At 72.5% G+C, this 21,490-nt stretch carries 24 protein-coding genes; 9 read left to right on the forward strand and 15 right to left on the reverse strand.

The genetic code is table 11. The features are described 5' to 3' along the window. Positions 1–42: 42 nt before the first annotated feature. The 3 genes from O7608_RS27570 to O7608_RS27580 all read right to left on the reverse strand — a co-directional run bounded on the left by O7608_RS27570 (position 43) and on the right by O7608_RS27580 (position 2,811). Entirely contained in the window at positions 43–1,230 is a 1,188-nt protein-coding gene (locus tag O7608_RS27570) for a cysteine desulfurase family protein (protein WP_289207329.1), read from the reverse strand. An 82-nt stretch (positions 1,231–1,312) separates the two neighbouring features. After that, entirely contained in the window at positions 1,313–1,966 is a 654-nt protein-coding gene (locus O7608_RS27575) for a class F sortase (protein ID WP_289207330.1), read from the reverse strand. Next, entirely contained in the window at positions 1,963–2,811 is an 849-nt protein-coding gene (locus O7608_RS27580; protein WP_289207331.1) for a DUF4397 domain-containing protein, read from the reverse strand. Before O7608_RS27580 ends, O7608_RS27575 begins: the two co-directional genes overlap by 4 nt. 284 nt (positions 2,812–3,095) lie before the next feature. Here O7608_RS27580 and O7608_RS27585 point away from each other — a divergent pair, with 284 nt between their 5' ends. Both O7608_RS27585 and O7608_RS27590 read left to right on the forward strand, forming a co-directional pair. Next, entirely contained in the window at positions 3,096–3,743 is a 648-nt protein-coding gene (locus O7608_RS27585; RefSeq protein ID WP_289211062.1) for an RNA polymerase sigma factor, read from the forward strand. Continuing rightward, positions 3,697–4,503, forward strand: a complete 807-nt coding sequence (locus tag O7608_RS27590) for an anti-sigma factor (RefSeq protein WP_289207332.1) — start codon at positions 3,697–3,699, stop codon at positions 4,501–4,503. The genes O7608_RS27585 and O7608_RS27590 overlap by 47 nt, the downstream gene beginning before the upstream one ends. A gap of 67 nt (positions 4,504–4,570) precedes the next feature. On the opposite strand, the gene O7608_RS27595 is transcribed toward O7608_RS27590, so the two are convergent. The 3 genes from O7608_RS27595 to O7608_RS27605 form a co-directional block, all read right to left on the reverse strand. Then, positions 4,571–5,533: an electron transfer flavoprotein subunit alpha/FixB family protein gene (locus O7608_RS27595; protein WP_289207333.1), complete on the reverse strand. Its 963-nt coding sequence runs from the start codon at positions 5,531–5,533 to the stop codon at positions 4,571–4,573. A gap of 14 nt (positions 5,534–5,547) precedes the next feature. Beyond that, a complete protein-coding gene (locus tag O7608_RS27600) occupies positions 5,548–6,327 on the reverse strand; it encodes an electron transfer flavoprotein subunit beta/FixA family protein (RefSeq protein ID WP_289207334.1) in 780 nt (259 codons plus the stop codon). Between the two features lie 169 nt (positions 6,328–6,496). Further along, positions 6,497–6,901, reverse strand: a complete 405-nt coding sequence (locus O7608_RS27605; protein WP_289207335.1) for a hypothetical protein — start codon at positions 6,899–6,901, stop codon at positions 6,497–6,499. A gap of 33 nt (positions 6,902–6,934) precedes the next feature. Here O7608_RS27605 and O7608_RS27610 point away from each other — a divergent pair, with 33 nt between their 5' ends. The 3 genes from O7608_RS27610 to O7608_RS27620 are packed head-to-tail and all read left to right on the forward strand — an operon-like array spanning position 6,935 to position 8,123. Then, a complete protein-coding gene (locus O7608_RS27610; RefSeq protein WP_289207336.1) occupies positions 6,935–7,324 on the forward strand; it encodes a YidH family protein in 390 nt (129 codons plus the stop codon). Next, entirely contained in the window at positions 7,317–7,619 is a 303-nt protein-coding gene (locus tag O7608_RS27615) for a DUF202 domain-containing protein (RefSeq protein ID WP_289207337.1), read from the forward strand. The genes O7608_RS27610 and O7608_RS27615 overlap by 8 nt, the downstream gene beginning before the upstream one ends. Before the next feature lie 36 nt (positions 7,620–7,655). Then, positions 7,656–8,123, forward strand: coding sequence for a PLD nuclease N-terminal domain-containing protein (locus O7608_RS27620; RefSeq protein WP_289207338.1), 468 nt, complete (start codon positions 7,656–7,658; stop codon positions 8,121–8,123). Between the two features lie 33 nt (positions 8,124–8,156). Here the strand turns inward: O7608_RS27620 and O7608_RS27625 are convergent, their stop codons facing one another. From O7608_RS27625 to O7608_RS27640, 4 genes are all read right to left on the reverse strand, one after another. Then, the gene (locus O7608_RS27625) at positions 8,157–8,984 is read right to left on the reverse strand and encodes an ABC transporter permease (protein WP_289207339.1); all 828 of its coding nucleotides are present in this window, start codon (positions 8,982–8,984) and stop codon (positions 8,157–8,159) included. Further along, complete coding sequence (locus O7608_RS27630; RefSeq protein WP_289207340.1) at positions 8,981–10,018, reverse strand: ATP-binding cassette domain-containing protein; 1,038 nt, start codon at positions 10,016–10,018, stop codon at positions 8,981–8,983. Before O7608_RS27630 ends, O7608_RS27625 begins: the two co-directional genes overlap by 4 nt. Before the next feature lie 90 nt (positions 10,019–10,108). After that, entirely contained in the window at positions 10,109–11,731 is a 1,623-nt protein-coding gene (locus O7608_RS27635; protein ID WP_289207341.1) for an acetolactate synthase, read from the reverse strand. Positions 11,732–11,872: 141 nt separating this feature from the next. After that, positions 11,873–12,640 carry an enoyl-CoA hydratase/isomerase family protein gene (locus O7608_RS27640; RefSeq protein ID WP_289211063.1) on the reverse strand — a complete coding sequence of 256 codons (768 nt, stop codon included), beginning with the start codon at positions 12,638–12,640 and terminating at the stop codon, positions 11,873–11,875. A gap of 73 nt (positions 12,641–12,713) precedes the next feature. Here O7608_RS27640 and O7608_RS27645 point away from each other — a divergent pair, with 73 nt between their 5' ends. Further along, on the forward strand, positions 12,714–13,337 hold the full coding sequence (locus O7608_RS27645) for a DUF6232 family protein (RefSeq protein ID WP_289207342.1): 624 nt from the start codon (positions 12,714–12,716) through the stop codon (positions 13,335–13,337). A 71-nt stretch (positions 13,338–13,408) separates the two neighbouring features. Continuing rightward, complete coding sequence (locus O7608_RS27650; RefSeq protein ID WP_289207343.1) at positions 13,409–14,209, forward strand: hypothetical protein; 801 nt, start codon at positions 13,409–13,411, stop codon at positions 14,207–14,209. On the opposite strand, the gene O7608_RS27655 is transcribed toward O7608_RS27650, so the two are convergent. Further along, positions 14,175–15,461, reverse strand: a complete 1,287-nt coding sequence (locus O7608_RS27655; protein ID WP_289207344.1) for an RNA-guided endonuclease InsQ/TnpB family protein — start codon at positions 15,459–15,461, stop codon at positions 14,175–14,177. The two genes, O7608_RS27650 and O7608_RS27655, sit on opposite strands and share 35 nt — an antisense overlap. Before the next feature lie 155 nt (positions 15,462–15,616). Between O7608_RS27655 and O7608_RS27660 the strand changes: the two genes are divergently transcribed. Beyond that, entirely contained in the window at positions 15,617–16,150 is a 534-nt protein-coding gene (locus tag O7608_RS27660) for a hypothetical protein (protein ID WP_289207345.1), read from the forward strand. Between the two features lie 71 nt (positions 16,151–16,221). Here O7608_RS27660 and O7608_RS27665 read toward each other — a convergent pair whose 3' ends face one another. The 4 genes from O7608_RS27665 to O7608_RS27680 all read right to left on the reverse strand — a co-directional run bounded on the left by O7608_RS27665 (position 16,222) and on the right by O7608_RS27680 (position 19,755). After that, positions 16,222–16,629 (reverse strand): YccF domain-containing protein, encoded by a 408-nt coding sequence (locus tag O7608_RS27665; RefSeq protein WP_282226062.1) that lies wholly within the window; start codon positions 16,627–16,629, stop codon positions 16,222–16,224. 95 nt (positions 16,630–16,724) lie between these two features. Further along, the gene (locus O7608_RS27670) at positions 16,725–17,615 is read right to left on the reverse strand and encodes a ribokinase (RefSeq protein WP_289211064.1); all 891 of its coding nucleotides are present in this window, start codon (positions 17,613–17,615) and stop codon (positions 16,725–16,727) included. Positions 17,616–17,670: 55 nt separating this feature from the next. Further along, entirely contained in the window at positions 17,671–18,504 is an 834-nt protein-coding gene (locus O7608_RS27675) for an ABC transporter ATP-binding protein (RefSeq protein ID WP_289207346.1), read from the reverse strand. A 75-nt stretch (positions 18,505–18,579) separates the two neighbouring features. Beyond that, positions 18,580–19,755: an ROK family transcriptional regulator gene (locus O7608_RS27680; protein ID WP_289207347.1), complete on the reverse strand. Its 1,176-nt coding sequence runs from the start codon at positions 19,753–19,755 to the stop codon at positions 18,580–18,582. 207 nt (positions 19,756–19,962) lie between these two features. Between O7608_RS27680 and O7608_RS27685 the strand changes: the two genes are divergently transcribed. Continuing rightward, complete coding sequence (locus O7608_RS27685) at positions 19,963–21,414, forward strand: glycoside hydrolase family 3 N-terminal domain-containing protein (protein WP_289211065.1); 1,452 nt, start codon at positions 19,963–19,965, stop codon at positions 21,412–21,414. Positions 21,415–21,490 lie beyond the last annotated feature (76 nt).

Below are 21,490 nucleotides of genomic sequence, written 5' to 3' on the forward strand. Positions count from 1 at the left end.
CTGTCGCTTCGCTGTCGAGCCTAGCCGGTGAACGAGTCGAGCCTAACCGGTGACCGGCCGGCTGTTCCGGACCGCGCCGGCCCGCCGGGCCCGGTCCACCGCGCCCGGCAACGCCGCCAGCAGCGCGTCCACCTCGGCGGAGGTCGAGTCGTGGCCCAGGCTGAACCGCAGCGACGACCGGGCCCGGTCGTCGTCGGCCGCCATCGCCAGCAGGACGTGCGACGGCTGGGCCACGCCGGCCGAGCAGGCCGAGCCGGTCGAACACGCGATGCCCTGCGCGTCGAGCAGCAGCAGCAACGCGTCGCCCTCGCAGCCGGGGAAGGAGAAGTGGGCGTTGCCCGGTAGCCGGTCGACCGGGTCACCGTTGTAGACCGCGTCCGGCACGACCGCGCGTACCCGGTCGACCAGGTCGTCGCGGAGCGCGCCGACCCGCGCCGCGTGCTCGGCCTGCCGCTTCACCGCTATCTCGACCGCGACGGAGAACGCCGCGATCCCGGCCGTGTCGAGGGTGCCGGAACGCACGTCGCGCTCCTGGCCGCCGCCGTGCAGCAGCGCGGTGCAGGCGACGTCGCGGCCGAGCAGCAACGCCCCGACGCCGGCCGGGCCGCCGACCTTGTGCCCGCTGACGGTGAGCGCGGTCGCGCCGCTGGCGGCGAAGTCGACCGGCAACTGTCCGACCGCCTGGACGGCGTCGGTGTGCAGCGGTACGCCGGACCGGGCGGCCAGTGCCGCGAACGTCGCCACCGGCTGGACCGTGCCCACCTCGTTGTTCGCCCACATGACGCTGACCAGCGCCGTGCTGTCGGCGGCCGTGTCGAGGGCGGCCCGCAGGGTGTCGACGGCGACCCGCCCGTCGGCGTCCACCGCGAGCCAGGTCACCTCCGCCTGCTCGTGGGTGGCGAGCCACTGCACGGCGTCGAGGACCGCGTGGTGCTCGACGGCGCTGGCCAGGATCCGGCGGCGCTTCGGCGCGGCCGCGACCCGGGCCCAGAAGATGCCCTTGACCGCGAGGTTGTCACTCTCGGTGCCGCCGGCTGTGAAGATCACTTCCGATGGTCGCGCGCCGAGCGCGGCGGCGACCCGCTCCCGCGCCTCCTCGACCGTCCGCCGGGCCGCCCGGCCGGCGGCGTGCAGCGAGGACGCGTTACCGACCCGACGGGCGGTGGCGACGTAGGTCTCCACCGCCTCGTCGAGCATCGGCGTGGTCGCGGCGTGGTCGAGGTAGGCCATCGTCGACAAGCCTATCCGTCGGTCCGGGCGCGGCGGCGGCGGCGGCCGTACCGGTGCAGGTCCGCCCCGTGACGCGCGGCGGTCAGACCGGTACGGCGGTGACCACGACGTTGTTGCGGTACCGCCGGGCCGCCTCGTCGAACGGTCCGCCGCAGGTGATCAGGGTCAGCCGTACCTCGCCGTCGCGGGCGAAGTAACGCTCCAGCGGGATCACCGACTTGTCGTACTCCTCGCGGCCCACCACCCGGAACTCGCGCACCTGGTCGCCGGCGACCACCTCGATCCGGTCACCGGCGTCGAGCTCACGCAGCCGGAAGAAGGCACCCGGTCCCTGACCGGCGCCGTCGACGTGCCCGGCGATCACCATCGACCCGGACCGCGCCTCCAGGCCGGGGCCGAACTTGTACCAGCCGACCTCGTCGACACTGGGCGGCACGTCGAACTCGCCGGTGTCGGCGGCGACGCCGACCGGGTCGACCCGGGCGACGACGTCGATCGCCGGGATCGCCAGCCGGGTCGGGGCGAGCGCGGCGACCGGGTCGGGCAACGCGCCGGGGCGTACCGGCACCGTCGCGGTCGACGCCGGTGCCGTGGCCGACGTCGACGGTTCGGCCAGTTGCCGTACCTCGTCGGCACCGACGGTGGAGTCGGTGCCGCAGCCGGCCAACGTGACGCTGAGCAGGGCGGCGGCGCTGGCGGCCACGGCCGCCAGCGCCCCCTTGGTGGAAACCGTCACCGACGCGCTGCCGGCCCGGCCACGGCCCGCCGCCGGACCGCGAACAGCCCGCCGCCGGCCAGGAGCAGGACGCCGACCAGAGCGGCCAGGGTCCAGACGGCGGTGTTGGACCCGGTGTCGGCCAGGCCGCCGGTGCCGCTGGGCACCCCGTCCGGTGCCGAGTGCAGCCCGGAGATGGTCTGGGCGACCACGTTCAGGGTCTCCTCCTCGGCGGAACCGATGGCGTAGACGATGGTGGCGGTGCCTTCGTTGAGGTTCAGGTCGGTCGGCCCGAGCACCACCGTGTCGGTGCCGGTCAGCACGACATCCGCAGCGACGGTGCCGGCCGGCAGGTCGGCCGATTCCTCGTTGGGGTTGGTGAGGTTCCGGAACACCGGCTCCCCACCGGCCCGTACGTCGACCCCGGGGGCCGCCGCCGTGTGCCGGACGATCAGCCGGGCCTGCCCGGCGTCGGTCGCCGAGACATCGTTGACGAACGGGGTGATCGTCGGCGCGCCGTCGGCACCCAGGTGGGCGACGATGCTGATGTTCGCGCCACCCGGTACGGCGGCGTCGTCGGCGGTCAGGATCGCGTCCGCGACCGGCTCACCGGGACGGGTCAACGCCAGGTCGTACGAGCCTTCCGGAAGCTCCAGGGGTCCGGCGACGTCACCGGGCTGGAAGTTCTCCAGGGTCCGCTCGCCGTTTACGTACACGTCGACCGGGGTGCCCGGGATGCCGTGCACCACCGAGACGTCGGACGTCGCGGCGAACGCCGGGGTGGCGGTCACGGCACTGAGCCCGACGAACGCGGCGAGGGCGGCGGCCGCTCCGACAGCGGCCCGGCGAGAGTACGTTGCGCGCATTTCTCCTCCTCGGAAACGATTGGCAGCTCTGCTCCGGCGCCGGGGCCCTCGGCGGTCGGCCTTGCGATGAGGGATTCGACCGGGCCCGGGCAGGCGGATGCAGGGTGGCCGGATCTTTTTTCCGCCGCACCGGGCCGGGCCCCGGACGAACGGTCCGGATCGGCCGGGTGCATCCGTTCGGCGGCCGACGGCCGAACCGTGTGGTGACCTGGATTTCCCAGCAGGGCGGCACGGTCGGAGCGAGAACGGTGGGAGTTACAGTCAGGCATGCCCCACAGATGGCGATGTCCCGGGTGAGCGGGGACACCGACGGCGGTCGCCGTGCCGACCGTCACCCGGCGCCACCCGACGTCGGTGACGACGAACTGCTGGCACAGCGGTTCGCCGCCGGCGACGAGAAGGCGTTGCGGCAGGTCTACGACCGGTACGGCCGCGCGGTGCTGCACCTGGCGACGGCCACCCTGGTCACCCGGGCCGACGCGGAGGACGTGGTGCAGGCCACGTTCGTGGCCGCCTGGCTGGGGCGTGACGGGTTCGACCCGGCCCGGGGGTCGCTGCTCGGCTGGCTGCTCGGCATCGCCCGGCGCAAGGTGGTCGACCGGATCCGGGCACTGACCCGCGAGAACCGGGTCACCGACTCGGTTCGGCAGGCCAGCGCCGCCGCACCGGCCGTCAGCCCGGATCCGGCCCGGGTGGTGGACCGGTTGGTGATCGCCGACGAATTGGCGCGGTTGCCCGCCGAGCAACGCCGAATGCTCGAGTTGGCGTTCTTCGACGACCTGACCCACCAGCAGATCGCGGCGGTCACCGGGGTTCCGCTCGGCACGGTCAAGAGCCACATCCGCCGTGGCATGGCGGTTCTGCGACGACGTTGGGAGGTGGACGGTGCCGCACCTGGAACACGACCGGCTGGTCTTCCTGGCACTCGGTGAGACCGAGGCGGACGCCGGCGAGTCCGGTCACCTCTCCGGCTGCCCGCGCTGCCGTACCGAACTGGAGACGATCCGCTATGTCGGTCAGGTCGGCGCGGAGACCCAGGATCTGACCGACCTGCCCGAACCGGCCGACCACGTCTGGCAGCGCATCGTTGCGGAGCTCGACGAGCCGGCTGCCGGCCACGACCCGGTGCCGTCAGGGGTGGACGAGCCGACCGCCGCACCGGCACCGGCACCGGCACCGGCACCGGCACCGACGAGCGCCGTACCGGCCCCGGCACCGGTCGTGCCGCTGCGGCCCGGTCGCCGGTCGCGGCGCTGGCCGCGTCAGTGGGTGCCGGTCGTCACGGCGATCGCCGCCGCGATCGCCGGGGTCGTCGGTACGGTGACCGTGGTCCGGCTGGTCTCCCCGCCACCGGCGGGGTCCGAGGTGGTGGCCAGCGCCGCGCTCGCCGCGTTCGGCGACGCACCGGCCGACGCCGCCGGTGAGGCCCGGGTGTTCGACGACGGCCGGCTGCACCTGCACGTCGCCGGTCTGCCCCGGCCGGCCGGCTACTACCAGGTCTGGCTGATCGACCCGGACACGATGCAGATGTTCCCGGTCGGCACGCTGGCCGACGCCGCCGACGTGCTGATGCCGCTGCCGACAAACGTCGATCTCGACGCCTACCGGCTGGTCGACGTGTCGGCGGAGGAGTACGACAACGATCCGTCGCACTCCGGGCAGAGCTTGCTGCGCGGCACGTTGTCCGGCTGAGCACCCGGGTACGCCGGCGGGCCGGGACCTTGTCAGGTCCCGGCCCGGTGGGTGGACACCGTTGGTGTCACTTGCGCTTGCGGATCTCCTCGGCGGCCTGCGGGACCACCTTGTTGAGGTCGCCCACCACGCCGAAGTCGGCGAGTTCGAAGATCGGTGCCTCGGCGTCCTTGTTGACCGCGACGATGGTCTTCGACGTCTGCATGCCGGCCCGGTGCTGGATCGCCCCGGAGATGCCGAGCGCGACGTAGAGCTGCGGGGATACCGTCTTGCCGGTCTGCCCCACCTGGAACTGGTGCGGGTAGTAGCCGGAGTCGACGGCCGCCCGGGAGGCGCCCACCGCGCCGCCGAGCAGGTCGGCCAACTCCTCGACCAACTTGAAGTTGTCACCGCTGCCGATGCCGCGGCCGCCGGAGACCACCACCGACGCCTCGGTGAGCTCCGGACGGGAGCCGGACTGCTCGGCGACCCGCTCGACGACCGTGGCGAGCTTGTCGGTCTCGGTTACCTGCACCGTGAGCTGCTCGACCTGCGGGGTGGTCGGGGCCGGTTCGGGGGCCACCGAGTTGGGCCGCAGCGTCACCAGCGGCAGCCCCCGGGTCACCCGGGAGGTCACGATGGTGGAGCCGGCGAACGCGACCTGGGTCGCGGTGCCGTCGGCTGCCAGGTCGACCACGTCGGTCAGCAGGCCGTTGTCCAGCCGTACGGCGAGCCGCCCGGCGATCTCCTTGCCCTCCTGGGAGGAGGCGAGCAGGACGGCGGCCGGCTGGACCCGACCGATCAGCTCGGCCAGGACGGTCACCTTCGGGGCGACCAGGTAGCCGTCGATCTCCTCGCTCTCGGCGGCGTACACCGTGGTGGCGCCGTACTCGCCGAGTTTGTCGGTCATCGCGGCGGCCGCGCCGGGCCCGCCGAGCACCACCGCCGATACCTCGCCGCCGAGCCGGCGGGCGAGGGTCAGCAGTTCGAGGGTGACCTTCTTGACGCCGAATTCACCGGTGGCCTCGACGACGACGAGAATCTCTGCCATTTCATCCACCCCGCTCACACGAACTTCTCGGACGCCAGGAACTGGACCAGCCGTACGCCGCCGTCGCCGTCGTCGACGAGCTTCTCCCCTGCCGAACGCGGCGGACGCTTGTGGTGGTCGACGACGGTGCTGGTGGCGCCGTCGAAGCCGACCTCGTTCGCGGCGACGCCGAGATCGGCCAGGGACAGGGTCTGCACCGGCTTCTTCTTGGCGGCCATGATCCCCTTGAACGACGGGTACCGGGGCTCGTTGATGGTGTCCCAGACCGAGACGACGGCCGGGGTGGCGGCGCGGACCACCTCGTAGCCCTCCTCGCTCTGCCGCTCGACGGTGAGGGTGTCGCCGTCGACGGTCAGTTTGCGGGCCCCGGTGAGCGCGGCGATTCCGAGCCGTTCGGCGAGCATGTGCGGCATGACCTGCACCCGGCCGTCGGTGGACTCCGCACCGCAGAGGATCAGGTCGGCGTTCAGGGTGGCCAGCGCGGTGGCGAGCACCTTCGACGTGGCGACGGCGCAGGAGCCGTGGAGTGCGTCGTCGACGACGTGCACGGCCTTGTCCGGGCCCATCGACAGCGCCTTGCGGATCGACTCGGCCGCCCGGTCCGGGCCCATGGTGAGGATGGTCACCTCACCGCCGTTGGCCTCCTTGAGCCGCAGCGCCTCCTCGATCGCGTACTCGTCCATCTCATTGATCACGTTGTTGGCCGAGCCGCGGTCGACGGTGTTGTCGTCACCACGTAGGGCGCGTTCCGCGCCGGAATCGGGCACCTGCTTGACGAGTACGACGATGTTCATCGCGCTTCGACACCCCTCCTGTAGGTGGTGCTGTTTGCCGCTCTCGGCGCAGCCTGCCGCTTACCTTAACGATCGGTCAACCGAGCAGCGGTGTGGAATGTCCCACGGGCTATGTTACCCGCTAGTAGCCAAGGGCGAAACGTCACCACCGCCCGGGCCGGACGACAGGTCAGGAGGGGTCGGCCAACGCCTGGGTGATCTTGTCGATCATCTTCTGCTCCGCCGGGTCGACCCCGGAGGCGGCCCGCGCCACCCGGTCCACCGCGCCGAGCACCGTCGACCGGTACTCGTCCAGGTCGTGCGGGGACTTCGCGGTGAGAACGGCCACCGAGCGCCGCAGCAACGGCAACACCAGTCCCTCCACCGCCGCCGGCGTGTCGCGAGGAAGTTTCGGCAGCTCACCGCTGGTCAGCACGTCCTTGACCAGACCACTGGCGCCAGCGAAGGCGTCCGAGGCGGCGAAGCTCTCCCGCACCATCGAAAAGATCCCCGGGTCAGCGTTCGACACCAGGTAGACCGCGCCGAAGGCCCCGGTCTTCAGAGTGCTGCGCTCGTCATCGGTCAGCTCCGCCACAGTCGGTGAGTCTAGTCGTCGATAATCGGCCAGGTGTGGAGTGCGCTGCGCCAATGGTTCGATCCCAGCCAGACCCGGCAGGTGGGTACCGCGCCGGACTACCGGTTCTCGTTGGCCAACGAACGAACTTTCCTGGCCTGGATCCGTACCGCCCTGGCCCTGGTCGCCGGCGGCCTGGCCGTCGCACAGTTCCTCCCGGAGCTGTCCGTCGCGCACCTGCGGGAAGCCCTCGCCGTCATCCTGATGCTGCTCGGCGGGGCCGTGGCGGTACGGGCGGTCGACCACTGGGCGCGCACCGAACGGGCGATGCGCCTCGGCGCTGAGCTCCCGGCGTCCCGATTCCCCGCTTTCCTGGCCATCTGCGTCGGTATCGGAGCCGCTGTCCTCACCGTCGTCGTGGTGATCGAGGCCGCCCGTGGCTGAGCCGAACGATCCCGGCCTGCAGCCGGAGCGGACCCGACTGGCCTGGCGGCGCTCCGCCCTGGCCCTGACCCTGGTCGTGCTGCTGACCGTCCGGTTGGCGATCGACCGGGGCGGGCCGGCGCTGCTCGCCGCCCCGGCGGCGGTCGTCGGCTGGGCCACGCTGATCGGCTACGCCTACCGCCGGGCACGCGGGCCACGCCGGCCCGCCGCCGGACAGATCGGTGCCGAGGTGCCGCTGCTGGGGCTGGTCACCGCCGGTTACGCCCTGCTGGGTGCACTCCTGATCCTGCGCTGACTAGGCTGCGCCGCCGCAGCGGGGCATCATTGCGGGATGGCCCGCGTGTTCATCGTCCTCTTCATGCTCCACGTCGTGCTCATGGCAGTGGCGTTGATCAGCTGCCTCTCGGCTGAGAAAGGTGAGGTCCGCGCCCTGCCCCGTGCGCTCTGGGTGCCGGTCATCATTCTCCTCCCCTTACTCGGGCCGGCTGCCTGGTTCCTCAGCCGCCGGCCCGCCTTCGGCAGCGGTGCACCGCTCACCGGCCCCGGCCGACCAGGGCCGACGACGCCACGTAACCGCCCACTCGCCCCCGACGACGACCCGGAGTTCCTTCGCGCTCTCGACGCCGAGCAGTCGAAGCAGGACCGGGAGCTGTTCGAGCGGTGGGAGGAGGATCTGCGTCGTCGCGAGGACGAGATCCGCCGGGAGGCACAGACCCGGCAGCCCGACGAGCCCGGTCCGGAGACCGACACCCACAGCCGGGACGCCGCCGACCGGGAGGACCGGCGCCCCGAGCAGTGAGCGCACCGGGTCCGCGCCGGCGGCCGACGCGGGTCAGGTCCGCCGCTTGAAGCGGGCCAGGGCCAACGGTGCGAAGACCACGGCGATGCCGGCTGCCCAGAGCAGGGAGTACGCGACCGGTCCGGCGGCGGCGTGACCACCGAGCAGCCCCCGCAGCGCGTCGGCCAGGATCGTCACCGGGTTGACCTCCACCCACGCCTGCAGCCAGCCGGGCATCGTCTCGGCCGGGACGAAGGCGTTGCTGGTGAAGCTGAGCGGAAAGATCACCATGAAGCCGAAGATCTGCACCTTCTCCGGCTCGCTGACCAACACCCCGACCAGCACCGAGATCCACGAGGCGGCCAGGGTGAACGCCAGGATCAACGCGAACGCACCGAGCAGCCCGAGCAACCCACCGCCGACGCGGAACCCGAGGATCATCCCGACCCCCAGCAGCAGCGTCACCGACCAGGCCTGCTTGACGGTGTCGGCAAGGATCCGCCCGGCCAGCGGTGCCCACCGTGCGATCGGCAGCGACCGTAGCCGGTCGAACACGCCCTTGGTCAGGTCGGTGTTCAGGCCGAACCCGGTCGTCATCGTGGCGAACAGGGCGTTCTGCACGATGATGCCGGGCAGGGCGAAGGTCAGATAGTCCCCCGGGGAACCGGCGATCGCGCCACCGAACACGTACGTGAACAGCAGGACGAACATCAACGGCTGGATGCTGAGGTCCAGCAGCTCCATCGGGTTGTGCTTGATCTGCACCAGGCTGCGCCAGGCCAGGGTGCCGGTGTGGCGTAGCCCGGCGACCGGGCCGACCCACTGTGACCCGGCGGGACGTCGCGGACCGGCGGTGGTCGCGGTGGTCGCGGTGGCGGTCATCGGATCTGCTCCATCGTGGCGTCGGGTCGTGGCCCGGACCCGGTCGGGGAGGTCCGGTCGGTCGGCTGCTGGCCGGTGGTGGTCTCGGGACCGGTGCCGCCCGGCTCGGCCCGGTGACCGGTCAGCGACAGGAACACCTCGTCGAGGCTCGAACCCCGCAACGCCAGCTCGCCCACCTTGACCCCGGCCTCGTCGAGGCGGCGCACCACGGCGGGCAACAGCTCGGAATCGGCGGTGCTGACCGTCACCGTCGTCTGCGACAGCGCCGGCTCGTTACCGGACAGCTCCCGGAGCGTGGCCAGCACCGTCGGCAAGGTGGTCGGGTCCGTCGGACGCACCGCCAGCACCTGTGCCCCGGTCTTGGCCTTCAGCTCCTCCGGGGTGCCGCTGGCGATGACCCGGCCGTGGTCGACCACGGCCAGCTCGTCGGCGAGCTGGTCGGCCTCCTCCAGATACTGGGTGGTGAGCAGCACCGTCACACCGGAGGCGACCAGGCCACGGACCAGCTCCCACAGCTCGTTGCGGCTGCGCGGATCCAGACCGGTGGTCGGCTCGTCGAGGAACAGCACCTGCGGCCGACCCACCAGGCTGGCGGCCAGGTCGAGCCGGCGGCGCATGCCGCCCGAGTACGTCTTCGCCGCGCGGGACCCGGCGTCGGTGAGGTGGAACTCGGTCAGCAGCTCACGGGCCCGGGACCGGGCGTCGGCCCGGGACAGCCCGAGCAGCCGACCGATCATGATCAGGTTCTCCGTACCGGTCAGCGTCTCGTCGACCGAGGCGTACTGACCGGTCAGGCCGATCACCTGGCGGACCTGGTGGGCCTGGCGCACCACGTCGAACCCCTGGACCCGGGCCTGCCCGGCGTCCGGCTGCAGCAGGGTGGCCAGCACCCGTACCGCGGTGGTCTTGCCGGCACCGTTCGGCCCGAGCAGCCCGAACACGGTGCCGGTCCGTACCGCCAGGTCCACCCCGGCCAGGGCGGTCGTCGGACCGAACCGCTTGACCAGCCCTTCCGCCCAGATCGCGTGCGACATCCCCGCTCCCGTCATTGGTCTCCGCACACAATGAACGACGGGTATGACATTCCGCCACGCATTTGCCGACCCGGACGGGTCGGCAACCCGTCAGGCGAGGTTCGACGAGCGGGGGTACGCGTCGGCCGGGTCGGTCAGCACGTTGACCAGATAGGGCACGCCGGCGGCGAACGCCCGGCGCAGCGCCGGCCCGATCCCGTCGGCCCGGTCCACCGTCTCCCCCGCCCCGCCGAGAGCGCTGACGATCTCGTCGTAGCGCAGTCCGGGCTGCAGGTCGGCGGCGACGTCGTAGCCGTACATGGCCCGCATCGGGTGCTTCTCCAACCCCCAGATGCCGTTGTTGCCGACGACGATCACCACCGGCAACTTCTGCCGTACCAGCGATTCGACGTCCATCAGTGAGAAGCCGGCGGCGCCGTCGCCCATCAGCACGCACACCTGCCGGTCCGGATAGGTCAGCCGGGCACCCATGGCGTACCCCATGCCGGTACCGAGGCAGCCGTACGGGCCCGGGTCGAGCCAGCTGCCGGGCACGGACGGTTCCAGATAGCGACCGGCGTACGAGACGAAGTCGCCGCCGTCGCCGATGGTGACGGCGTCCGGTTCGAGCACCGCGCGCAGCTCGCCGTAGATCCGCCCCGGCCGGATCGGGTCGCTGTCCGCGGCGAGTTCGGCGGCGTCGCGGGCCTTGGCCTTGTCCTCGGCGGCGCGCAGGTCGGTCAGCCAACCGGAGTGGTCGGCCCGGTCGCCGCCGTGGTCGGCCAACGCCGACAGGATCAGCCGCAGGTCACCGGCGGGTGACACCGCCGGCTGTACGTGGGTCGCCCGCTGGCTGGGCGCGTCGACGATGTGCACGACCTGGGCGGCGCCGAAGTCGCCGAAGCCCAACCGGAAGTCCAGCGGGGTGCCGATCACCGCGACGACGTCGGCACCGCCGAGCGCGACCCGCCGTGCCTTGGCGAACGCGAGCGGGTGGCCTGGCGGCAGCGCTCCCCGGCCCATGCCGTTGGTGAAGACGGGCACCTGCAGCGCCTCGGCCGCCTCCCGCAGCGCGGCGACGGCGTCGGCGGCGTACACGTCGGATCCGGCGACGATCACCGGGCGGTGCGCGGCGGCGAGCAGCCGGGCCGCAGCGGCGACGTCGTCCGGGTCCGGTTCGATCACCGGCACCGGCGCGGCGACCGGGGCCGGCAGGTCCGCGGTCGAGAAGATCACTTCGAGGGGGAGGTCGAGGAAGGCCGGCCCCCGGTGCGGGGTGAGCGCGGCGGTCAGCGCCGCGGCGACCGCCGCCGGGATCTCCTCGGTCGAGGTGACGGTGGCGGCGTGCTTGGTGACCGGGGCGACCAGCGGTACGTGGTCGATCTCCTGCAGGCTGCCCGATCCCCAGCGGAACGCCGGCGCGCGACCACCGAGCACCAGCACCGGAGCGGCGTTGAAGAAGGCACTGGTCAACCCGGAGATGCCGTTGGTGACGCCCGGCCCGGCGGTGAGTGCGGCCAGCCCGGGACGCCGCTGCAGCTTGGCGATCGCCTCGGCGGCGAAGACGGCGGTCTGCTCGTGCCGGACGTCGTAGATCGGGAATCCGGCGGTGTGTGCGGCGTCGTAGAGCGGGAACAGGTGACCACCGGAGAGGGTGAACAGCTCCTGTACGCCGTACGCCCGCACCGCGGCCAGGGTGAGTGCCCCGCCGTGCCCGTCGATCCGTTCCACCATCGCCGATGCCTCCCGTCGATCGGGCCGGGCCGATCGACCCGGCCCGTGCAGGTTACCGCCCGGTACACAAGGCCGGCAGGCCGGCAGCGCCGTAGGCCGGCAGCGCCGGGCCGACATCCTTCACCGGCAGCGGGCCGGGGCTCAGCGGCCGGTGAAGTCCGGCTTGCGTTTGGCGACGAACGCGGCCATGCCCTCGGCCCGGTCCTCGGTGGCGAACAGGCCGGCGAAGAGCTGGCTCTCCCAGGCCAGGCCGGAGCCGAGATCCATCTCCAGGCCACCGTCGATGGCCAGTTTGGCCGCCTTCACCGCCTGGGCCGGGCCGGTGACGAAGGGACGGACCAGGTCGAGCGCCGTGGCGTACACCTGGTCGGCCGGGACGACCCGGTCGGCCAGCCCGATCCGCTCGGCCTCGGCGGCGTCGACCATCCGGCCGGTGAGGATGATGTCCTTGGCCCGGGCCGGACCGACCAGTCGGGCCAGCCGCTGGGTGCCGCCGGCACCGGGGATGACGCCGAGTTTGATCTCCGGCTGGCCGAGCTTGGCGTCGTCGGCGACCACCCGCCAGTCACAGGCCAGCGCCAGCTCACACCCCCCGCCGAGGGCGTAGCCGGTGATCGCCGCGACCACCGGCTTGGGGATCCGGGCGATCGCGTCGAACGCGCTGGACAACCGGGCGGCCCGCGCCGACATCGCCACGTACGACATCTCGGCCATTTCCTTGATGTCGGCACCGGCGGCGAAGACCTTGTCGCCGCCGTACACCACGACCGCCCGGACCCGCTCGTCGTCGGTGACGGTCCGCGCGGCGTCGCGCAACTGCTCCTGTACGGCCGCGTTCAGCGCGTTCATCGGCGGACGGGCGAGCCGGATGGTGGCGACGCCCTCCTCGACCCCGACCTCGACCAGCATCGGACCGGACACGTCAGACCTCCCGTCGTCGCGTTGTGGGACAGCCTACGACGATCACCGGAGAGTGGGTAACGTGATCCACAAGCGTGAGGAGGTAGCCGGGGTGTTCACCTACTACGATGACAAATCCGTACGGATCACCTCCGTCGAGTTCCGGTCCGACCAGCAGCGGTACCCGCTGACCGAGGTGGACCGGATCTGGCAGCGGCGCGGTGCCCGCCACTGGCGGGCGTACGCCGGTCGGGGCATGGTCGGCATCGCCTTCGTCGCCCCGGTGGTCACCGCGATCCTGGGGCTGGTCACCGCGCTGAGCATCAACGCCTCGCCGACCGTCACCATCGCACTCGTCGGCGGCTCCATCCTGGTCGGACTGATCGTCGTCCCGCTGGCCGACCTGCTGCTCGGGCTGCTCGACGACTCCTACGACCGGGGCGCGCACCAGCTCGAACTCTGGGCGCAGGTACGTCAGACGCCGGTGCTGCTGGTGTCCAGCCGCGACGCGCTACGGATCGGGCGCATCCACCGGGCGCTGCGCCGAGCCGTCGAGGCCGCGTTGGAGGCCGAGGCGGACGGCTCCGCGCCCGCCCGGGCGGTAGCAGCGAAACGACCGACCCGCCAGTTGACCGCCGGACAGCCGCAGCGGCAGACACGGCAGGCACAGCCACAGGCACAGCGGCAGCCGCGTCGCCGTACCTAGACCGGCTGCGACCGGGACGATTCGCCTCCGCTGGCGAGCGGATGGTGGCCGATGGGCCGCACAATGGTGGGATGCCCTTCCCGCTGCCCACGCCGGCGAGCCTCTACGCACTGACCAGGTCCACGGTCGGACAGGTGACCGATGCCGTCACCGGGACTGTGAGCGGCACCGTGAGCGCGGCGGCCGGAGTGGCCGGTCGGGCCACCAGCCAGGCCGGCCAGGCGGCAGCACAGGTCGGGCAGCTGGCCGCCGGGTACGCGGCGGTGCCGGGCCGGGCGTTCGCCGTACTGGACGAGATCGAGGCGCTGGTGCAGCGGGTCGGCACGGTGGTCGACCGGGTCGAGGTGCTGCTGGAACGCAGTGAGCGGGTGGTTGAGGAGACCGAGGAGGCGACCCTCCGGGTGGAGTCGATCGCGACGGCGGCCACGACGGCGGTGCAGGCGGCGACCCGGGTCGCGGCGGCGGCGGAGACGCTGCTCACCGACGCCGACCGGGTCGCGGTCGGGGCGAGCCGGGTCGTCGGGCGCAGTGAGCAGATCGCCGACCGGTCGGCCGAACTGCTCGGCGAGTTCGAGCCGGCGTTGCGGCGCGGTGCGCCGATGGCCCGGCACTTCGTGGAGCAGCTCAGCGAGGACGAGGTGGAGGCGGCGGTACGGCTGGTCGACGAGCTGCCCCGGCTGACCCGGCACATCACCGCCGACGTCCTGCCCATCCTGGCGACCCTGGACCGGGTCGGGCCGGACATTCACAGCCTGCTGGAGGTGACCCGGGATCTGAAGCTGGCCGTCGCCGGCATCCCGGGGTTGAAGATGCTGCGCCGGCGGGGCGCGGACCGGCTCAGCGAGGAGGAGGAGCCGCCGGCGACGAGTTGACCGCCGCGCCTACCCTGCCCGGTTTGACTTCCTCCCCGCCCTGAAGGACGGGGATTCCCTTGGTCACCCTCGGGGTTTCCTGTTTCACCGACGACCGCCCCGTCCGAGAGGAGGACTCCCGGTGAGGTCTTACACCGCCTCCACAGGCAATCACGGAGAGCCCCTCCGCGAGAATGTTGCGGGCCGCGTTCACGTCCCGGTCATGGGCCTGCCCGCACCGGCAGGTCCACGACCGGACGGTCAACGGCATCCGCTCGGCCAGTTCGCCGCAGGCGGAGCATCGTCGGGTCGACGGGAACCAGCGGTCGACTACCACCAGATTGCGGCCGTACCAGTCGGCCTTGTAGGCCAGCATGGTGCGGAACTGCCGCCAGGCCGCGTCGGAGATGGCGCGGGCCAGACTGTGGTTGGCCATCATGTTGCGGACGGTCAGGTCCTCGATCACGATCGTTTGGGTGTCACGAACGAGCCGAGTGGTCAACTTGTGCAGATGGTCGCGGCGGCGGTCGGCGATCCGGGCATCAACCCGGGCCACCGCCAGTCGGGCTCTGGCCCGGTTCGCCGAACCTCGGGCCTTGCGGGCGAGGTTCCGCTGGGCGCGGGCCAGCCGATCGCGGTCGCGGCGTTCGTGCCTCGGGTTGGCGATCTTCTCCCCGGTCGACAGGGTGAACAGGCTGTCGAGGCCGGCGTCGACCCCCATCCTGCCCGACGCGGCCGGGGCTGGCTCGATCCGGTCGTCGCAGAGCAGGGAGACGAACCAACGGCGTGCCGCGTCCTGCGACACCGTCACCGTCGACGGCACCGCACCCTGCGGGAGTGGCCGGGACCAGACGATGTCCAACGGATCAGACATCTTCGCCAGGGTCAGCCGACCGTCGCGCCAGCGGAACGCGCTGGTCGTGTACTCCGCCGACCGCCGCGACCGCTTCTTCGACTTGAACGTCGGATACCGGGCCCGTTTCGCCCAGAAGTTGGTGAACGCGGTCTGCAGGTGCCGCAGCGCCTGCTGCAGAGGGACGCAGGAGACGTCGTTGAGGAACGCGAACTCGTCGGTCTTCTTCCACCCGGTCAGCATCGCCGACGACTGGTTATAGGTGATCCGTTCCTGGCGTTGGGTCCACGCCTCGCTGCGGGCGGCCAGGGCCTTGTTGTAGACCAGCCGGACACAACCGAACGTCCGGGCGAGCTCGACCGCCTGCTCCGGGGTGGGGTAGAAGCGGTACCTGAACGCCCGCTTCACGGTCCTGGACACAGTCCACAGTCTAACAATCCCGTCATGAGCCCAGGGGATGGCGTGTAGGCGGACGCCGATCCGCCCCGGCGGCGGATCGGCTATCCCTGCCCTGCTCCCTAGGGGTTCCGTTTCCTCTCTGACCTGAAGGCCGAAGTATCCACGGAAGGACTCTGATGACTGGATCGAGCATCGGGCGCGGCACTACGATCGGCGGTGTGCTGGCCGCGCTGGTCGCGACGGCGGCGTTCGGTGGCTGCGGGGTGGTGGGCACCGGTGCGGGTCGCGCCGCCGACCGTACTGTGGACCGGGCCGCCGGTGACCCCGGCGGCGGGGACCGGGACGTGCGCACCTTGAGCGCCGCCGAGGTCGAGGCCAACGCCAAGGTACGGCTGCCGCCGGGCACGGTGCTGTTGTCGACGTCGTTCGCCAGCGCCCTGGACTGGCACCTGACGGCGATGTTCCGCATCCCCGGCGACGAGCTGCCCGGGTTCCTGGACGACAGCCGGTTCCCCGCTCCCGAGCCGGGGTTGCGGGCGGTGCGGACCGCCGATCACCCCGGCGGCGACACCTGGCGGCCGGACGACGCGGTGTCGGTGTCCGGCATCGACCAACGCGACGAGCCGGTGGACGGGGTGTTCCGGACGGTGCTGCTCGATCTCGACGCGCCGGACGAGGTGACGGTCTACCTGGTGGCGTTCACGACCTGACCCGTCTCACCGGACGTCAGGGGCCACCCGCCGCAGCGGGACGACCCGACGCCGCCCCGACCGCCGACGCGTCAGGCGCTGACCAGGCCGGGCCGACGTAGGTCCTCGACGTCGACCACCTCGCGCCCCAGCGGCCAGAACGCGGCCGGCACCAACTTGAAGTTGGCGATGCCGAACGGGATCCCGATGATCGTCAGGCAGAGGGTGATCCCGGTGACGATGTGGGTGAGCGCCAACCACCAGCCGGCGAGCAGCACCCAGAGGATGTTCGCCAGCCCGGAGCCGATCCCGGCGCCGGGCTTGGCCACCAGCGTCCGACCGAACGGCCAGAGGGAGTAGTAGGCCAACCGCAGCGAGGCCACCCCGAACGGGATCGTGACGACCAGCACGAAGCAGATCAGCGCGGCCAGCCCGTACGCGACGCCGAGCACGATGCCGCCGCCGAAGAACAACCAGAGCAGGTTGAGAATGACTCGCATGACTCGATGATCCCGTACCCGCGCCACCCGCCGCCGGCCAATGGCTGCGACACCGGCGCGGGCGCTGCGGCGGGCGCTTCCGCTGGCGCGGGCGCTCAGCCGGCCAGGGCGTCGATCTCGGCCCGCTGCGGCAGCGACACCGAGGCCCCCAACCGCCGTACGCAGGCCGCCCCGGCCGCCGACGCCCACCGTACGGCCGACACGAGGTCCCGGCCCTCGCCCCAGGCGACGGCCAGCGCACCGGTGAACGCGTCACCGGCGGCGGTGGAGTCCACCGTCTCGACGGCGAACGCCGGCACGTGCTCATGGGTACCGTCCCGGTCGACGTACCAGGCACCCTGCGCACCGAGGGTGAGCACCGCACGGCGTACCGCGGTCAACAGTGCCGCCGGGTCCTCCTGACCGGCACCGGCGATCGCCCGGGCCTCCGCGTCGTTGACCACCAGCAGGTCGACGGTGTCCAGCAGTTCGGCGGGCAGCGGCCGGGCCGGCGCCGCGTTCAGGATCACCCGGGCACCCGCCTGCCGGGCGGCCGTGGTGGCGGCCAGTACGGTCTCCAGCGGGATCTCCAACTGCGCGACCAGGACGTCGGCCGCGCGGACCGCCGCCAGCTCCGGTTCGGTCAGCCCGTGGAACGCGGCGTTGGCTCCCGGAGTGACGACGATGGCGTTCTCGCCGGCCGCGTTCACCATGACCACCGCGACCCCCGACGCGCCGTACACCACGCGCAGTTGCCCGGTGTCCACGCCGGAGCGTGCCAGTCGGCCGGTGAGGGTGACCCCGAAGGCGTCCGAACCGACCGCGCCGAGGAAGACACAGTCGCCGCCGGCCCGCGCGGCGGCGATCGCCTGGTTGGCACCCTTACCACCGGGGACCATGACGAAGTCGCTGCCGAGCAGGGTCTCCCCCGGTTGCGGCAGTCTCGGCGCGGTGGCCACCAGGTCCATGTTCGCGCTGCCCACCACCGCGATCCGGGGACGCGGCACGGGAGCCGGCCGGGCACCGGCGTCGGGTGCCGGCACGGGTTCGGATTCCACCGGCTCAGGCGGCCCGGGCGGTGTAGCGCGCACCGACCCGGTCCAGGACCAACGGCAGACCGAACGTCTTGGACAGGTGCTCACCGGTGAGCGTCGCGGCAAGTTCCCCGGCGGCGACCACCGCGCCCTGGCGTAGCAGCAGCGCGTGGGTGAAGCCGGGCGGGATCTCCTCCACGTGGTGGGTGACCAGCACCAGCGCCGGGGCGTGCGGGTCGCGGGCGAGGCCGCCGAGGCGGCCGACGAGGTCCTCGCGGGCACCGAGGTCGAGGCCGGCGGCCGGCTCGTCGAGCAGCAGCAGCTCCGGGTCGGTCATCAGGGCGCGGGCGATCTGCACCCGCTTGCGTTCCCCTTCGGACAGGGTGCCGTACTCGCGGGCGGCGAATCCGCCGACGCCGAACTGGTCGAGCAGGTCCCGGGCCCGGTCGGCGTCGAGGGCGTCGTAGCTCTCCCGCCACCGGCCGACCACCGACCAGGCGGCGGTGAGCACCACGTCGAGAACCCGCTCGGTCGCGGGGATCCGCTCGGCGAGCGCCGCCGTGGTCAGTCCGATGCGGGTACGCAGCTCGGCCAGGTCGGTGCGGCCCAGCTGCTCGTCGAGGACACGTACGGTCCCGGTGGTCGGATGCATCCGGCCGGCGGCCAGGCTGAGCAGGGTGGTCTTGCCGGCACCGTTCGGGCCGAGGACCACCCACCGCTGCTCCGGGCGTACCTGCAGGGTGACGTCCTGCAGCAGGGCCGTGCCGGAGCGGGTCACGCCCACGGAGTCGAACTCGATCACCAGGTCGTCTGCAACGGTAGGCACCGGACCATCCAACCACGCCGACTGGCGGACCGGCACCGGGCCGCGTCGGCGGTGGCGCGGGCCACCACCCGGCCCGGTCGGTCCGGCGGGACCCGCAGGACGGAGGTCGGTTCAGGCCACGGTGGAGGCGAAGACCTCGTCGCGGACGGCGTCCAACGCGATTCGCAGCGCGCCCTGCAGGACCGGCTCGTCGACCACCTCGGTGACCACCACTCGGGGGGCGACCAGGGTGATCGCGGCGACCTCGTGCTGCACCCGTTCGGCGAGCGCGCTGCCGCCGGCCCGGCCGACCTCACCGGTGAGCACGACCAACGGTGGGTCGAGCACGACGCAGCTGCTGGCGACACCGAGGGCGAGCCGGCGGGCCAGCTCGTCGAGGAACGGGCCGCCCCGGGTGCCGGCGGCGATCGCGGCCTGGACGGCCTCGCCGGCGCTGGCCGCCCGGAAGCCGTGCTCGCGGGCCACCGCCCGGACCGCGTCCGCCCCGGCCACCTGCTGGAACGCCGGCTTCGCGCGACGCGACACGTCGCGGGGAATGGGTGCGCCCGGCACCGGCAGGTAGCCGATCTCGCCGGCGGCACCGGTGCTGCCGTGGTGCAGCCGGCCGCCGAGCATGATCGCCAGGCCGACGCCGACACCTGCCCAGACCAGCACGAAGTCCGGTACGTCGCGGGCGGCTCCGGCGTGGGCCTCGGCGACGGCGGCGAGGTTGACGTCGTTTTGGAACACGACGGTGGTGTCCAGGTCCTCGCGCAGGGCGGCGAGCAGGCCGCGGTGCCAGCGGGGCAGGTTGTACGCGAAGGTGATGTCGCCGGTGCCCGGGTCGACCAGGCCGGGGGTGCCCAGCACCACCCGCCGGACGCTGGCGAGCGGGGTGTCGGCGCTGCTGGCCGCCTGGACCACCGCGCGGTGCACCACGCCGACCGGGTCGTCGGTGTCCTTGGTGGAGTGTTCGACGGTTCCGGTGACCGCGCCGGTGATGTCGGCGCAGGCGGCGACCACCCGGTCCGGGCCCACGTCGACGCCGATCACGTGTGCGCTGCCCGGTTGTACGGCGTACAGCTGGGCGTTGGGTCCTCGCCCGCCGGCCTGCTCGCCGACCCGGGTCACCAGCCCGCGCCCCTCGAGTCGTTCGACCAGTTGCGACGCGGTGACCTTGGACAGGCCGGTCAGCTCGCCGAGCTGCGCGCGGGTGAGCGGCCCCCGGGCGATGAGCAGTTCCAGCGCGGCCCGGTCGTTGAGTGCGCGTAGCAGGCGGGGTGTGCCGGGCAGGCGCGGAGAACCCATGTGTCGTCCTCTAGTTTTTAGGAAAGTTAACTATTATCTTGGTTAACCTAGCGGAAGTAGCCGTAGCGTAGTCGGCGTCGACACCCTCAGCGGTCGGTCGACCCGGCAGACGCGGGCAACGACAGTGCCTGCCCGGTGCGACACTCGGACCGCGCGGACCTCACGGAGGGGGACACGATGTCGAACGACCCAGGGGCGCGCGGACCGGTGGCGGCCGATCCCGGACTACGCCGCCTGGCGCTGCGCACCCTGCTCGCCGCCTTCGACGGCACCACTGTTCCACAGTGGGCGGTGGAGCTGGTCGGCGACGGACTCGCCGGGCACACGCTCTTCGGTGGCAATGTCACCGACCCCGACCAGGTCCGGATCGGCACCGCCGCACTGCGGGCCGCCCGCGCCGACGTCCTCGTCGCCATCGACGAGGAGGGCGGCGACGTCACCCGGCTGGCCCACGCGACCGGCAGCCCCTACCCCGGCAACGCCGCCCTGGGTGCGGTCGACGACCCGGCGCTGACCCGGCAGGTGTACCGGGCGATCGGCGACGAACTCGCCGGCTGCGGAGTCAACCTCAACCTCGCGCCGACCGTCGACGTCAACACCGCCGACGACAACCCGATCATCGGCACCCGGTCCTTCGGCGCCGACCCGACGCTGGTCGCCACGCACGCGGCCGCCGCCGTCGCCGGGCTCGCCGACGCCGGCATCGCCGGCTGCGCCAAGCACTTCCCCGGGCACGGGGCCACGGTCACCGACTCGCATCTCGAACTGCCCACTGTCGACGTACCGATGGCGGTGCTGCGGGCCCGGGACCTGCCGCCGTTCGCGGCGGTGATCGCCGCCGGCGTCGCCGCGATCATGACCGCGCACATCCGGGTCCCCGTGCTGACCGGCCAGGCACCGGCCACCTTCAGCCGCGCCGCCCTGACCGGCCTGCTCCGCGAGGAGTACGGGTACCAGGGGGTGATCGTCACCGACGCCCTGGAGATGCGCGGCGCCACCTCGGCCACCGGCGGCATCGTGCCCGCGGCGGTCGCCGCCCTGACCGCCGGTGCCGACCTGCTCTGCGTCGGTGCCCGCGTCGACCGGCAGCTGGTCGAACGGATCGCCGCCGGCATCGCCGCCGCCGTCACCGACGGTGTCCTGCCGGTGGCGCGGGTGGAGCAGGCCGCAGCCCGGGTCGCCGCGCTCGCCAGCGCCGTGCGGCCGGCGCCCTCCGACGCCGGTGCGGCCACCGATCTGGGGTACGCCGCCGCCCGGCGGGCCGTGAAGGTCGAAGGGGTGCTCGATGGGCTGGCGTCGGCGCTGGTGGTGCAGCTCACCGCCGGCTCGACGATCGCCGAGGGTCGGGTGCCCTGGGGGCTCGGCCCGCACCTCGACGGCACGACGCAACTGCGGGTGGTCGCGACCGGAACGACCGCCGACGAGGTCGCGGTGATTGCCGGATGCCGGCCGGTGGTGCTGGTCGGCCGGCATCTGCACCGGGTCCCCGGCGCGCCGGAGCTGATCGAGGCGCTCGCCGCCCGCTGCCCGGTCTCGGTGGTGGAGATGGGCTGGCCGTCGGCCTGGCGGCCGGCCGGTGTGCGGGCCTTCGTCACCACGTACGGCGCGAGCCACGCCAACGGCCGGGCCGCCGCCGAAGCCCTCGGACTGGCCGCCTGAGCCGCTGCTCCCGCTCTCCCCCGTGTTCGACGATCTTGCGCTTATCGACGGACAAAGCGGAAAAATATTCTCGATA

Source organism: Solwaraspora sp. WMMA2056, from assembly GCF_030345095.1.
In the GTDB taxonomy this organism is placed as follows: domain Bacteria; phylum Actinomycetota; class Actinomycetes; order Mycobacteriales; family Micromonosporaceae; genus Micromonospora_E.